Here is a 13,620-nt window from a genome sequence, read left to right as displayed (position 1 = left end):
TTTATGTTAAAAGTCACGAATATTCAGAAAAGTTTTAATGGCCACCATGTATTAAAAGGCATTGATTTTGAAATTAATAAAGGTGAAGTGGTTGCCATTCTAGGTCCGTCGGGTTCAGGCAAAACGACCTTTTTACGCTGTTTAAATTTGCTCGAACGCCCAGAAAAAGGGGTATTAGCATTTACTGATGGAAGCTTAACCATTGATTTCAGCAAGAAGATCAGCAAAGCCGATGAACTAAAATTGCGTCGTCGCTCCTCAATGGTGTTCCAACAATACAATCTATTTCCCCATCGCACAGCACTCGAAAATGTGATGGAAGGCATGGTCGTTGTGCAAAAACAAGCGAAAGAGATTGCGCGTGAAAAAGCCTTAGCATTATTGGAAAAAGTTGGTTTAAAAGCGAAAGCGGATTTATATCCCTCTCAACTCTCTGGAGGTCAACAGCAACGCGTCGGGATAGCCCGTGCTTTAGCTGTTAAACCCGATATTATCTTGTTAGATGAGCCTACTTCCGCTCTTGACCCTGAACTCGTCAGTGAAGTGTTACAAGCGCTCAAAATGCTCGCGCAAGAAGGTTGGACAATGATTATCGTCACCCATGAATTGAATTTTGCTAAAGATGTGGCAGATCGTGTGATTCTCATGGAAAATGGTCAGGTTGTTGAGCAAAATACTGCGACTGAATTCTTCACTCATCCTCAACAAGAGCGCACCAAACAATTTCTATTGCAAGCTAAAATGCCAATGGAATTCGAAGATTATTGTATTTAATCAAACCTCTAAATATAAAAAGAGCGGTCAAAAAACATCATGAATTTTGACCGCTCTTTCTATTTGAATAAATTACATAATCGCATTATAGAATACTGCTGCTAAAGCCGCCCCGATAAATGGACCTACAACCGGCACCCAACTGTATCCCCAGTCAGCTTTAGTTTTTAATGTACCACCCAGGAAAAGACCTAAGGTTAAGCGCGGACCAAGATCTCGAGCTGGGTTGATCGCATAACCGGTTGTCCCCCCCAAACTTAAACCAATTGCCCAAACGAGAATCGCTACAGGTAATGCCCCGATAGAGCCTAAACCAATTGGCGTGCTTTCTGCCGTGCCTGGTAAAGTGATGTTTGCTCCCGCAAGATAGAAAATCACGAAAACAAGTACGAAGGTACCAACAATTTCGTTTACTAAGTTGATTGGATAGTTACGAATTGCTGGTTCAGTACAGAAACAAGCGCGTTTTAAGCCCTCTTCTTCGGTCGCTGCGAAGTGATCTTTATACATAATGTAAACCAACAACGCACCTACCATGCCCCCCACAACTTGTGCTGCGATGTAGCCTGGTACCAGTTTCCAAGCAAATGCACCCTTCATTGCCACACCAAGTGTTACCGCTGGATTTAAGTGCGCCCCACTGTAAGGACCTGTTACAACGACGGCCACATACACTGCAAATGCCCACGCGGTAGTAATCACAATCCAACCAGAACTTTGCCCTTTCGTTTTATTTAAACATACGTTGGCTACCACACCGTTACCTAACAGGATTAAGAGTGCTGTGCCAAAAAATTCTGCAAAATAGGCATTCATAAGAGAATCTCCAAATAATGATTAACTTAATGATTTCATTAAAGAAATCTTGTTTTGCAATTCGTTTCGTTGTTTGATCAAATATTGAGATACTCAAAGTGAGTGGCTTCATTATCTAGTTTTAACCAATTAATTCAATAGATGAAACCGATCTATTTTCTAAAAATGAGAGAAGGATCACATTATTTTGTGCGTTAACGCAATCGGTTGCATGTCTTCAGAGAAAAATCTGTGATGCTAATCACAAAACCCAACATTGCTTGTTCCAATTAGATTCGAATTCAATTAAGTTAGGGTCGCAATTTGTTCGTTTAAGCTCAAAATTTCTTCATTCATTTAATGAGAGTGCCGAGCACTCTAAGGAATAGAACCATGACAGATAAAAAATACATCATCGCTTTGGACCAAGGTACCACAAGCTCTCGTGCAGTATTATTAGATCACAATGCGAATGTTGTCGAAATCGCCCAACGTGAATTTACACAAATTTATCCACGCGCAGGCTGGGTGGAACATAATCCAATGGAAATTTGGGCAACACAAAGTTCAACATTAAACGAAGTGGTTGCAAAAGCAGGCATTACCTCAGATGAAATCGCGGCAATTGGTATTACTAACCAACGTGAAACCACCATTGTGTGGGAAAAAGCAACCGGCACACCGGTTTATAACGCGATAGTGTGGCAATGTCGTCGTACTGCAGATATTACAGACAAACTTAAAGCGGATGGTCACGAAGAATATATCCGCAACACCACGGGGTTAGTGGTAGACCCATACTTCTCCGGTACAAAAGTGAAATGGATTTTAGACAATGTAGAAGGTGCACGCGAAAAAGCGGAACGCGGTGAACTTCTATTCGGTACCGTAGATACCTGGCTTGTATGGAAATTAACCCAAGGCCGTGTTCACGTAACGGATTACACCAACGCCTCCCGTACCATGTTATTTAACATCCATACGAAAAAATGGGATGACAAAATGTTGGAATTATTAAATATTCCACGCTCTATGTTGCCTGAAGTACGTAATTCTTCCGAAGTGTATGGCCAAACCAACATCGGGGGTAAAGGCGGTGTGCGTATTCCTGTTGCAGGTATCGCGGGTGACCAACAAGCAGCACTTTACGGCCATCTATGCACACGCGCAGGCCAAGCGAAAAATACCTATGGTACAGGCTGCTTTATGTTGCTACACACCGGTGATAAAGCTATTACCTCTAAAAATGGCCTATTAACCACCATCGCTTGTAATGCCAAAGGTGAACCCGAATACGCACTTGAAGGTTCGGTATTTATCGCTGGTGCTTCAATCCAATGGTTACGTGACGAACTCAAAATCGTACATGATAGCCACGACTCCGAATACTTCGCACAAAAAGTTCCTGACAGCAACGGGGTATATGTCGTGCCAGCCTTCACCGGTTTAGGCGCACCATATTGGGATCCGTATGCACGCGGTGCCATTTTCGGTCTTTCTCGTGGTTCTAACCGTAACCATATTGTACGTGCGACCCTTGAATCTATCGCTTACCAAACCCGTGACGTATTAGAAGCAATGCAATCTGACTCAGGTCAACGCTTACAATATTTACGTGTTGATGGCGGTGCAACCAACAATAACTTCTTAATGCAATTCCAAGCGGATATTTTAGATGTGAACGTAGAACGTCCAGTGGTGAAAGAAGTGACTGCACTTGGTGCAGCTTACCTTGCAGGACTTGCGGTTGGTTTCTGGAAAGATTTAGACGAACTTCATGACAAAGCTCGTGTAGAACGTACCTTCACACCAGATAACGATGAAGAAAAACGTGAACGTCGTTATAAAGGTTGGAAAAAAGCGGTTAAACGCTCATTAGAATGGGCAAAAGAAGACGCAGAATAATCCTTTCTAATCCATAATAAAGTGCGGTCAAAATCGCTTATGTTTTTCGGTATTATGTAGCAGTTGCACAAAGACCTAACCGCTTGAAAATACTAGAATCTCCATTGAAAGTTTAACTCAATGGAGATTTTTATTATGGCGGAATCCCACCTTATTTCTCAACTTACCAAATTAATCGAAAGTAGCTATAAAGAAAAAGCAATTCTTGAACATCAACTTGATCAGTTAAAACAACAGAAATCAGATTTAGAGGATAAAATACTTTGTTTTGAGAATACCTTGATATACATTGAACCCAATTTCGATTTAAGGCAAATCAAAACACAATTCAATGTTTCAAGGCTAATAAAACCTCGATTGTTTAAGCAAAATCTTCAATTGTTGGTTGCAAGAGTATTAAAGCAAAGTGATAGTTGGAAAACATTATACTTTATTACAGAGGCGGCGTTGGAATTAGACACTGGCAAAAATTATCCTCTACCCCAAATAGAACATAAATTAGCTGTTGCTCGGGTATTGAAAGAACTGTATAAGAAAGGAATTATTGAACGGAAAGAAGTTGAATTACATAAACGGACACTAAAGCGAAGATTTTTCAGGCGTTCTGAATGGCGATTAAAACCTCTTGAGTAGAAATGGATAAGTAGCGGTAGAAATACCGCTATTTTTGTTTCCATTGCCAGTGAACCTCATTTCGACTGATTTGAATTCTATCAATCCATTCTCTTTTATAAAACTCATTCAGTTGTTTACGAACGGAATCAAGGTGTTTTTCGGACGGTGTATCAGGATTTTGTTCAATATCGAAAATGCGCTGCGTGAGTTCGGCAATTGTAAAGGCTTTGTTGGGGGCTTCTCGCATCATTTGTACGATGTATTTACGAATTTTCCCTTTAAAGAGCTTATATTTGGAACGGTACACAAAGTTGTCCGTATTATAAAGGGCTACATCACTTTCCTGTTGAGTAAGCTCAATAGCGCGTTTTAATGTGGCAATGTTCGTATCAAGTAACGCAAGATGATGCAATACCTGTTTACGCTCAAACTCAAATTCTTTGAGTTTCTTATCTAGGTTATATGCCATATATCTACTGCCAAATCACTTCTTGATGGATAATTTTTCGTTGCCAATAACCGCACCATTCATTGTTATCGTTGGTGGCTTTCAAACATCGGCTTAATACATCAATAAACTGCGCTTTATTTGAGGTACGGCGATTGTCCTCACGGTAGGCAATTTCATTAGCATAGTTAAGTAAGTATTCGTTGCTGATACGGTGAACTTGTCCGTAGTACATACGTTTGAAACGACTAAATAGACTTTCTGCTTGATTGTTTGTTACACCTAAGTCACTACGATATTCTTCCTTATGGTTTACTGTTCTCAAATCATAGTAGGGTAACAAGACATCATAAGCCGTGCTTTCATCGGTATTGATTTGTGTATTCGGTTTAATGAACTTATCGGCAAAACTTTTCACTATCGATTGCGATTCCGTATGCGCCACAAAAACGTGAGAACGTTTTGCCCCACAATGCAACGCATTACTGGCTTTTTCTTCTGGCGAATAATGCTCACGAGCAACCATTACACAACGTTTATCAGGATTCTGATTTTCCTTTAAGCGATAGTCAATACGGTCAGATTTCTTATTTGCTTTGCGTGGTGCAGGATGAACATAAGTACCGTCCATATCCACTACACCTGAAAGAGGTTTCATATCACGGCTTTCAAGTAAGGCTTTACGGAATTTATGCGATAAAACAAATGCCGTGCGAGGATTAAGTTTTGCATTACGTGCTAATTGAAGGGAAGATAAGCCTTTGACTGCGTTTACCCATTCCATTAAAGCATAGAGATAAACCTTAATTGGTTTCTTGCGATTGGCAAAAATTGTACCTGAAGTGACGCTAAAGGTATGATTACAATGTTTGCAGCGCCATTGTTTACGTGTAGAAATATAATAAGGCTTGTGTTGCACCCCACATTTAGGGCAAGTGATAAACTCTTTGCCACCCCATCTTAATTCACAAAGTAAATCATACGCTTCTTCTTCCGAGAGTTGTGCAATCTCGTAAGAAGAAAGCGTGCGAGCCTTACTAGATAAGAGGAAGTGTTGCGCCATAATTTTGTTTATTTAACCTAATAAAATCACTATAATAATGCAAGTTTTGGCATTCTCAATGATTAAATAATGCCACTTTTTACACTTAAAGTCAATAAGGAATGCCAAAATGAGCATTAAAGAACGATTACGTCTTGTTATTGAGTCGCAAAAACTGACAGTAAAGGATTTTGCAGAATTAGTTGATACACCACTTAGAACAGTGCATAACTATCTTAATAGTGGTAAGGAGCCTAGTATGGAGTTTCTTTCTAAAGTTTCTAAAAAATTTAATATTAATTTAAATTGGCTGCTATTGAATCAAGAGGATATGTTTTTAACTGAAAAAGATATTAATTTGAATTTAGATGAATCTGAATTGCTCAACAATTATCGTTCTGCAAATGAAGTGGGAAAGCGTATTTTAAAAAGAACCTCTAAAATTATTTTTAATGAATTGAGTAATAATGATGTACAACACTCAGATTAGTAATTTAGATGCTATAGATTGGTTAAAAACCTTAGATTCATCATCTGTAGATCTAGTTATTACAGATCCTCCTTATGAATCATTAGAAAAGCATAGGAAAATTGGAACAACTACTCGTTTAAAGCAAAGTAAATCCTCTAGTAATCAATGGTTTGAGATCTTCCCTAATCAGCGTTTTGAAGAATTGCTAATTGAAATATATCGAGTTTTAAAGAAAGACAGTCACTTTTACCTATTTTGTGATCAGGAAACTATGTTTGTAATAAAACCTATCGCAGAAAAAATAGGATTTAAATTTTGGAAACCTATAGTATGGGATAAGGTCGCCATCGGTATGGGGTATCATTATAGAGCACGATATGAATTTATCTTATTCTTTGAAAAAGGAAAGAGGAAATTAAATAATTTATCAATCCCAGATATTCTTGTTGAAAAAAGGATCGTTAGAGGCTATCCAACAGAAAAACCTATAAATTTAGCGAAGACTCTCATTGAACAAAGCTCTAACAAAGGTGAATTAGTAGTCGATCCATTTTGTGGTTCAGGTTTTGTTGGTGTCGCAGCTAAAATAACAAATAGAAGTTTTAAAGGGACGGATATTAATTTAGATGCTATTAAATTAGCTATAGCTAGAATATCTAATGTATAAGTTAAAAATTGCATAGCTATGACAGCTATGCAATTTTCTTACTGAATGGTTTTAAATACATTAACCCATCTTTTTAAAGTTGAAGCTCTTCTTTTAGCTGTATCTTCACTTAATCCATTAGCATTATCTAATAAATATTGCGTCGCAGAATTTGGATCTATATCTAAGATAGAATTAACACCTTGATTTTTCATCCATAAATAACCACATTCAGAATTTTCAAATTGAACTCTTAATATTTTTAACCATTCATTTTCTTCCTGAATTTCTGTTATCCTATTTCCAATAGGAGTTAAGTAATTATATCTCTCATTTATTAACCCTAATAAATAACAAGCATCTCTATAATAAGAGATCTGTCGTTCAGAAGTTACGCCTAATTTATCAAGAGCTACAACATTATCTGATTTTAGTATATCTAAATATTTTTTAACTTTATAAATATCATTAGCTTGAGGAACCATAGTGCTATCAAGATAAGTATCTAATTTTGAATCTACTAGATTTAATAACTCTCCTGCAAGTTCTGAATTTATGTTTAATAATTTTACTGTAGAGCTTTCATCAATAAATTGAATAACGCTATCATAAGATTTTATGAGATTTAATAATTTCCAAGTTGATTTAACATCAATATGTTTATTATTTAATATCTCTTTAAATTTGTGTTTATCATTAAAGCTTAATAAATCAGAGTAAGATTTTTCTTTATTTTCTTGTAATGCATTACCCTCACACTTTGTCTTTACTCTAAAAACAAAAGAGCCATGAATTGCGTCTTGAGGAAAAAGATTAATGTTAACATTATTCTTAGAAAAAATAGATTTTATTAAGTTACTAAAAAGTATTGTTATTTCATTAAGTTTAGTATTTGTAAGATTATTTGCAGCAACTCTTATCTTGTGAGTATGAGAACGAGTATCATCCCAATTTATATTTTCGGAAATATATATAGTATCATCTGGCATTAAATAAGGATAATTTCTAGTTGATATCCAGTTTTCTTCTTTTTCACCAGTATCTACATTTAATTTAAGTAATTTAATCTTTTCACAATCATCCCCCTTCATCATTTTGATGACAGGAATGTCTTTTTGTTCTAAGCGATTTTTCTTCTCCTCTGAAATAGGCATAATTAGCCATAAATCATTTTCTTGTTCATCATCCAATCCCAAACTATAACAAAAAAAGAAATGTCTATATTCATTAAATGCCGTAAAAACTACAGGTTCACCATAAAATGCATATACATTATGGTAAAATAATTTTCCAAAATCAGTTTCTAAAAATAATATTTTTCTCATACTCTTACAAATCCTGTAGGAAAAATATTTTTATAAAGCCACATAGAAATATGTCCCGTATTATGGTTTTCAATTCCTTTTCCATATTCAGGTTTAATCATTCCAACCGCAATGAATTTTCCCTTAAATGCATGAGGTCTTAGATTTAGCATATATTGAGCTTTATCAAGAGAATTAAAGAAAGAAGTTGCATAAAATTCTACTCTTTCTCTGTAATGTAAGTAATTTTTCTGTCTAGGATCCTTAAAGCTTGCTAAAAAATCATCTATATCAGGTTGCTCTTTACTTACCATTCGATAAGCTTCTTTATTTATCTCCACAGCCTCTTGAGGCGGTAATTCAAAACCTAAATCTTGAGGATAATCACAATCCCAAGTTCTAATATTCATTCTTGATTCCCTTGTTAAAATTTTATACCAACATTTTCTATTAAATAGAGCTTTTATTTATTTCTTCGAAGCCTGTATTAGCTCTTTTAGGGTTGTAATTTCACTATCCTTCTGCTCAAGTAATTTTTTCAATAACTCTTCTTTTTCATTGGCATGAGACAACGCCAATTTTAAACGCTCTATCTCAATCAACAACTGAGTTTCCCCACCACCTTGATATACCGAACCTAGTGGCGATTCAATTTGGAAACAGATATTCTTACCATCTGATTGCATTAGCTCAACTATATCAATATCGAATACTTGTGCAATTTGTTCGAGTTTGTCTAGGTAAATTTTACTTTCACCACGCTCAATCTTGGCATAGCCATTTAATGACATATTCAGCTTTTCTGCCATCTGTTCTTGCGACCAATCCTTTGCTTCTCGGAACTTACGAATCTTCTCATTGACACTCATTTTGTACCTGTAAAATTTCTTGAATACCCACTACTAGGGTAGTTGATAGAGATTACTAGTTGCTACAGCAAAACAACCACATTATGTATTATAGCTAGGTTTAATGCGGGTTCTTACTGAAAATTTCCCTAAATTTTTTATATTAATCATTATAGGTTTTTTATTATGAATAAGCTACTTCTATATTTATCTACAGTATTCGTATCTACAAACGTTTTCGCTTTGTCACCTTTAGAACAAGCTAAAGTAGATACCGTTGCAAAGGTCTATCAAACCAATGATTTAGAACGCTACTCAACAAAAGAGTTTGCAGATTTGCAAACGAAAGCAACAGATATTCATAACGAAAATGAATATGAATACGGCGGAACATGCCTTTCCGAATTTTGGATCTATGGAATGGTGAGAAATCAAGTTGAAGTAAAACCTATCATAAAAATTATTAAGGAGCAGGTAAATGTCACGCTAAAAAATAAGAAGAAAATCATTAATTTAGTCTATCAACTGGAATGTGAAAACAACCAATGTTTAGTATCAGATGTAATTACTGAACAAGGGCGTAGTTACAAGAAAAGATTGGCTTCTTGCATCAAGAAATATCAATAAGGAAATGTTATGAGAAAAATATTTAAGGTAGTAATGCTAACCTTATCATTAACTTCTTGTGCAGAAGTTACAGAGGGACTTCGAGATATTTCACAAGGTACATTTGTGAAGAAAAGAGTTGGCAATCCATTTAGAACGGAGCAAACCACTGATTCATCTTTATATAACAGTTTGGTTAATCTATCTCAAGGTAAAGCAGTAGGTTCATCTATAAAGATGGAAACATCCGATCTTATGCTCTTTAAGGCATTAAACCATAATACTTTAATTCAAGAAAATGAAGTAAATTATGACTACGACCAAGTTGAATTATTAAGTAATGAATTAAAACGCCATAAAATCTTTATTAAAGAGAGTAAAGCAGGTGAAAAATGTTCATCTCCTTTATCAAATAATCAAGGATACACATCATCAACTTACGAATTTATGATTAATGGTAAAAAACTATATATCCTTCAATATGGAAGTGTTTGTGGAAGTTGTTTATATAAACCCATTGTAATTACCAAGAATCAGCCTTGCAAAGTCCTCAATACTCTTTAAATTTTAGGTATAACACGAGAATGTTTAAAAATTTGCTTAAAGAATATCAAGAAGGATACGTATATCTCTTTTCTGATAGAAGTTTCTATAAGAAGCTTTGGATTATTCCTTTATTACTATTTTTTCCATTTATAAAGTATCCATTCGGCATAATATTTATTAAAGGATGGCAGGTTCAGATGGTTGAAGATATTATGCTAGATAAGCCGTTGCAATCATTACAAATAAAGAAAATAGTTCTGAAAGGGTTACAAATAACAGGAGTTACGATTATATATTGGATGATTCCAACAGCTTTTTGTTATTTATTAGGACTAAAAGGTATTCTAGGATTGTTCTTAGATATACTTGAATTTATACAAGGTGGGTTAACAGGTTATCTTACGGATTACATTGAGGATTATATTGCAACATTATTTATCTACTTTATATGGGGTATGATCTCAAATCCAATTCTTCAATGTGGAATCATTAGATATGCATTAACTGGAAAATGGTTAGAATTATTAAATATACCGAAAAACATCTTATTTCTAATGGCTAATTTACATAATTTCTTAAAGTTTTATGTTTTTTATCTAGTCACAGTATTGCTTTTAATAATCCTTGATTCGTTATTATTATTTATAGCATTTCCTATTGAGATTTTGTTGCTACCATTTTTACTTGCTCTCTATTATGGTTCAGTTTCGCATGAGTTAGGGCATCTAGCAAAAAATGCATTTCTCAAGCAGGTTAATAGGAAAAAAGATTTAACTGCTGATAATCCAACAGATTATATTGAAAATAAACGTTCACATTAAGAGGATTAGTTATGATTGAAAAATCGTTATTTACATACTTTATTGAAGCATTTACTAAAAACTATGCAAACTTTAAAGGGCGTGCTAGACGAAAAGAGTATTGGGGATTTACTTTATTTTATGCGTTAATATTCGCTATTTTAGGTGCATTTGCTTTTACAGGTATTGGAGTAATACTTTTTTTAGTAGTTTTTGTTGTTACCTTACCACCTTCAATATCCCTAATAGTCCGTAGATTACACGATATAAATTTATCGGGTTGGTTTACTTTATATATGTTAATTATGCTAATTCCTGTTATTGGTGAAGCGATTGCAATCATCATATCAATTGTCATCGGAGTTGTGCAAGGTAGTGCCGAATCGAATAAATTTGGCGAAAATCCTGTAATATCGAATAAATAATTACGGACACTAGCGATAACAAATAATAGATAAAAGCAACTTCGTGAGGAATTGCTTTTTTTATTTGACGAAAAATCTTCAAACGACTATATTTACGCTGATTTGCAGGGAAAACTTACTACAAATTATAGAATTAGCCAAAGAATGCAACTTTATTCAATCACCAATTAATACACATTAACAGGTGTGTAGCGAATGTTTAGGTGGCAGAAAATTTCATCTTGTAAATTTCCTGTTTTAACAATCGCAATTTCACTCATTTTAAATGAGCCTTCCACAAGTTCCTTGTGGGTAACGGTATTCGAGGCATAAACGCTTTGAGCCGATCTGAATTTTTCAGATGGGCGTTTTTTTGTGTCTGGCGTTTAGCAAATCTCGGATGCCTTGTACTACACAAGGAAATTCGCAATGGCTCAACATTATTTACTTTCAAGCAAATCAAAAAACATCAATTTAAAAGATATTTTACGCCTTACTGAAGAAGATGCTTTTCACCTTTTAAAAACTCACCGTTGGGGAAACCCTGATAATGTTCGTGATGTATGCTGTCCGCATTGTAGTATTCGCCACGAAGCCTATTTCCTTTCTTCTCGTAAACGTTGGTGTTGTAAACATTGCAAACGCCATTTTTATATTACAACAAATACAGCCTTTGCCTTTCATAAAGTTGATTTAGTCGATATTCTTGCTGTCATCTTAATGATGGTAAATAGCTCAAAAGGCATTAGTGCGATTGATGTTAGTCGTCATCTTAATTTGAACTACAAAACGGCATTTGTACTTTGTGGGAAAGTTCGCGAAGCCTTATTTAAAACACGCGATTTAAGTCCATTGTCAGGCGAAATTCACGAAGATGGAATGTTGATCAACTTTACCCTGCGCCCAACTAATTTTCGTAAAAACAATTATAAACAACGTCAAAAAGCCGATGAGAAAGGTCGCAAATATCCTAAATTTAGAGCGACTAAACGTTGTCTATTCGCTATTACACAACGTGCTGCAAATGATAGTAATATATCTGGAGCAAATCGTACCATTGTCGCAATGGATTACACCGAAAATGCTGATACTGTTTTTGCATTAAATCAACGCTTTGTCAAAGCAGGCAGTGATATTATGTGTGATGAAAACCCTGCTTATAAAAGTCTTGATTTTCATTACACCCGTTGGTCGGTGAATCATCAAGAGGCTTATAGTGCGAAAGGTGTAAATAATAACCTTGCGGAATCCTTCAATGCAAGAATGCGTGATTTAATGCGTGGCACACATCATAAAGTCGATAATAAATATGCCTTGCACTATGCTAATCAAGCCGCATTCTTTTCAGATAACCGCCGAGAATCTAACGGGAAACTTTTTGAAGATGTCCTCAAACGTTGTTTATGGGTTCTGCCATTTAAAGAATGGGTTGATTATTGGCAGGGAAATCATCGTGAAGGTGAGCTTCTCGGTATGAAAGCCTTTGCACCTAACGAAATTTCATCACACTACTTTAAGCGACTTGAAGAACAAGCTGCATACGATGAAATTCTGATGGCAGCATAGAATCTTATATACGCTAATAGACTTAGATAGAAATAAATAGCTTACCTGAATGAAGGTTGAGCGGAATAGCTACGCCTTGAGTTTGAAAAAATAGAAAATTGATGTGAAAAATTGCGAGGTTAAAGTTAGAATTTGAGGTAAAAGAAATGCCTTTCACAATTTTCATTTGGAAAGGCATTCAAATTTATGCGGTAAATTAGTCAATTTTCGGACTTTGTGCAACTGCTACATAATACCGATGTTTTTGACCGCACTTTATATTTTGAGGAAATATATTACCGATAAATACTCGTACAATACGTCAGAGCTTGTCTTATGGCTTTTCCTAATTCTTCATCCGAAATACTCTTATCATATTTAAATTCTAATGCTGAATTGTCAGGAAGTGAAATTCCTGTACTTCCATCTAAAGAATCTTGATGAAGAGGCGAAATAGTTATATATAAATTATCTTGTTCTAAAGATAAAAAAGACATATCCTTATAGATAGATTTTTTATTTTTGTATCCATAGCGTTTTTTCATCTCTTCCTCAAGTCTTTTTTGTAACCCCTTCATTTTCTCAGAATTAAAAATAGCTTGAAATTCCTGGAGGGATACTTCTCTGCTTTCATCAAGTTTTTCTCTAACCAACTTTCCAAAATATGAATCTGTAATATCAACTTGATTAAAAATAAAATCTTGATCTGGATCTGTCATTCCAATCATCCCTCTAATAATAGAAGTCACTAATAAGAATTCATTATTTACTATAACTGAAACAGTTTTTGGTTTATTCATATCAATTTACCTTATTAACAATAATATTAGTTCCTTTCGATCTAGTATACATTAAACAATTACCTAATTT

Annotated in this window: 17 protein-coding genes; 10 read left to right on the top strand and 7 right to left on the bottom strand. The window is 35.0% G+C overall.

The features are described from left to right. Nucleotides 1-3: 3 nt before the first annotated feature. Complete coding sequence (locus INP94_RS03855) at nt 4-774, top strand: amino acid ABC transporter ATP-binding protein (protein WP_197544079.1); 771 nt, start codon at nt 4-6, stop codon at nt 772-774. A 72-nt stretch (nt 775-846) separates the two neighbouring features. Here the strand turns inward: INP94_RS03855 and INP94_RS03850 are convergent, their stop codons facing one another. Continuing rightward, nucleotides 847-1,590: an MIP/aquaporin family protein gene (locus INP94_RS03850; RefSeq protein ID WP_197544078.1), complete on the bottom strand. Its 744-nt coding sequence runs from the start codon at nt 1,588-1,590 to the stop codon at nt 847-849. A 372-nt stretch (nt 1,591-1,962) separates the two neighbouring features. On the opposite strand from INP94_RS03850, the gene glpK reads away from it, so the two are divergent. Next, nucleotides 1,963-3,474 (top strand): glycerol kinase GlpK, encoded by a 1,512-nt coding sequence (gene glpK, locus INP94_RS03845; protein WP_005694750.1) that lies wholly within the window; start codon nt 1,963-1,965, stop codon nt 3,472-3,474. 135 nt (nt 3,475-3,609) lie between these two features. Beyond that, nucleotides 3,610-4,107, top strand: a complete 498-nt coding sequence (locus INP94_RS03840) for a hypothetical protein (protein ID WP_005699609.1) — start codon at nt 3,610-3,612, stop codon at nt 4,105-4,107. A 28-nt stretch (nt 4,108-4,135) separates the two neighbouring features. Here INP94_RS03840 and INP94_RS03835 read toward each other — a convergent pair whose 3' ends face one another. Together INP94_RS03835 and INP94_RS03830 are read right to left on the bottom strand one after the other, a co-directional pair. Further along, nucleotides 4,136-4,558 (bottom strand): hypothetical protein, encoded by a 423-nt coding sequence (locus INP94_RS03835; protein ID WP_197544077.1) that lies wholly within the window; start codon nt 4,556-4,558, stop codon nt 4,136-4,138. A gap of 4 nt (nt 4,559-4,562) precedes the next feature. After that, nucleotides 4,563-5,600, bottom strand: a complete 1,038-nt coding sequence (locus INP94_RS03830; protein WP_197544076.1) for an IS1595 family transposase — start codon at nt 5,598-5,600, stop codon at nt 4,563-4,565. Between the two features lie 109 nt (nt 5,601-5,709). On the opposite strand from INP94_RS03830, the gene INP94_RS03825 reads away from it, so the two are divergent. Together INP94_RS03825 and INP94_RS03820 are read left to right on the top strand one after the other, a co-directional pair. Next, complete coding sequence (locus tag INP94_RS03825) at nt 5,710-6,069, top strand: helix-turn-helix domain-containing protein (RefSeq protein ID WP_115911619.1); 360 nt, start codon at nt 5,710-5,712, stop codon at nt 6,067-6,069. Beyond that, nucleotides 6,047-6,718, top strand: coding sequence for a DNA-methyltransferase (locus INP94_RS03820; RefSeq protein ID WP_197544075.1), 672 nt, complete (start codon nt 6,047-6,049; stop codon nt 6,716-6,718). The genes INP94_RS03825 and INP94_RS03820 overlap by 23 nt, the downstream gene beginning before the upstream one ends. Nucleotides 6,719-6,756: 38 nt before the next feature. On the opposite strand, the gene INP94_RS03815 is transcribed toward INP94_RS03820, so the two are convergent. From INP94_RS03815 to relB, 3 genes are read right to left on the bottom strand one after another with little or no spacing between them, the layout of a single operon-like run. After that, nucleotides 6,757-8,022 carry a DUF6575 domain-containing protein gene (locus tag INP94_RS03815; RefSeq protein WP_197544074.1) on the bottom strand — a complete coding sequence of 422 codons (1,266 nt, stop codon included), beginning with the start codon at nt 8,020-8,022 and terminating at the stop codon, nt 6,757-6,759. Next, nucleotides 8,019-8,411, bottom strand: coding sequence for a hypothetical protein (locus INP94_RS03810; RefSeq protein WP_005759377.1), 393 nt, complete (start codon nt 8,409-8,411; stop codon nt 8,019-8,021). The genes INP94_RS03815 and INP94_RS03810 overlap by 4 nt, the downstream gene beginning before the upstream one ends. A gap of 57 nt (nt 8,412-8,468) precedes the next feature. Continuing rightward, nucleotides 8,469-8,870: a type II toxin-antitoxin system RelB family anti-toxin gene (gene relB / locus INP94_RS03805; protein ID WP_197544073.1), complete on the bottom strand. Its 402-nt coding sequence runs from the start codon at nt 8,868-8,870 to the stop codon at nt 8,469-8,471. A 165-nt stretch (nt 8,871-9,035) separates the two neighbouring features. Here relB and INP94_RS03800 point away from each other — a divergent pair, with 165 nt between their 5' ends. The 5 genes from INP94_RS03800 (at nt 9,036) to INP94_RS03780 (ending at nt 12,771) form a co-directional block, all read left to right on the top strand. Then, nucleotides 9,036-9,476 carry a hypothetical protein gene (locus INP94_RS03800; RefSeq protein WP_197544072.1) on the top strand — a complete coding sequence of 147 codons (441 nt, stop codon included), beginning with the start codon at nt 9,036-9,038 and terminating at the stop codon, nt 9,474-9,476. 9 nt (nt 9,477-9,485) lie between these two features. Beyond that, complete coding sequence (locus INP94_RS03795) at nt 9,486-10,019, top strand: hypothetical protein (protein WP_140450124.1); 534 nt, start codon at nt 9,486-9,488, stop codon at nt 10,017-10,019. A 20-nt stretch (nt 10,020-10,039) separates the two neighbouring features. Beyond that, nucleotides 10,040-10,822, top strand: a complete 783-nt coding sequence (locus INP94_RS03790; RefSeq protein ID WP_197544071.1) for a DUF4013 domain-containing protein — start codon at nt 10,040-10,042, stop codon at nt 10,820-10,822. Nucleotides 10,823-10,833: 11 nt separating this feature from the next. Continuing rightward, nucleotides 10,834-11,226: a DUF805 domain-containing protein gene (locus tag INP94_RS03785; protein ID WP_197544070.1), complete on the top strand. Its 393-nt coding sequence runs from the start codon at nt 10,834-10,836 to the stop codon at nt 11,224-11,226. Nucleotides 11,227-11,634: 408 nt separating this feature from the next. Further along, nucleotides 11,635-12,771: an IS1595 family transposase gene (locus INP94_RS03780; protein WP_197544069.1), complete on the top strand. Its 1,137-nt coding sequence runs from the start codon at nt 11,635-11,637 to the stop codon at nt 12,769-12,771. A gap of 275 nt (nt 12,772-13,046) precedes the next feature. Here INP94_RS03780 and INP94_RS03775 read toward each other — a convergent pair whose 3' ends face one another. Continuing rightward, complete coding sequence (locus INP94_RS03775) at nt 13,047-13,550, bottom strand: contact-dependent growth inhibition system immunity protein (RefSeq protein WP_197544068.1); 504 nt, start codon at nt 13,548-13,550, stop codon at nt 13,047-13,049. Nucleotides 13,551-13,620: the final 70 nt, after the last annotated feature.

Origin of the sequence: Haemophilus parainfluenzae, from assembly GCF_014931395.1 — a bacterium.
Taxonomy (GTDB): Bacteria; Pseudomonadota; Gammaproteobacteria; order Enterobacterales; family Pasteurellaceae; genus Haemophilus_D.
This window is presented reverse-complemented; position numbering and strand designations above follow the sequence as displayed.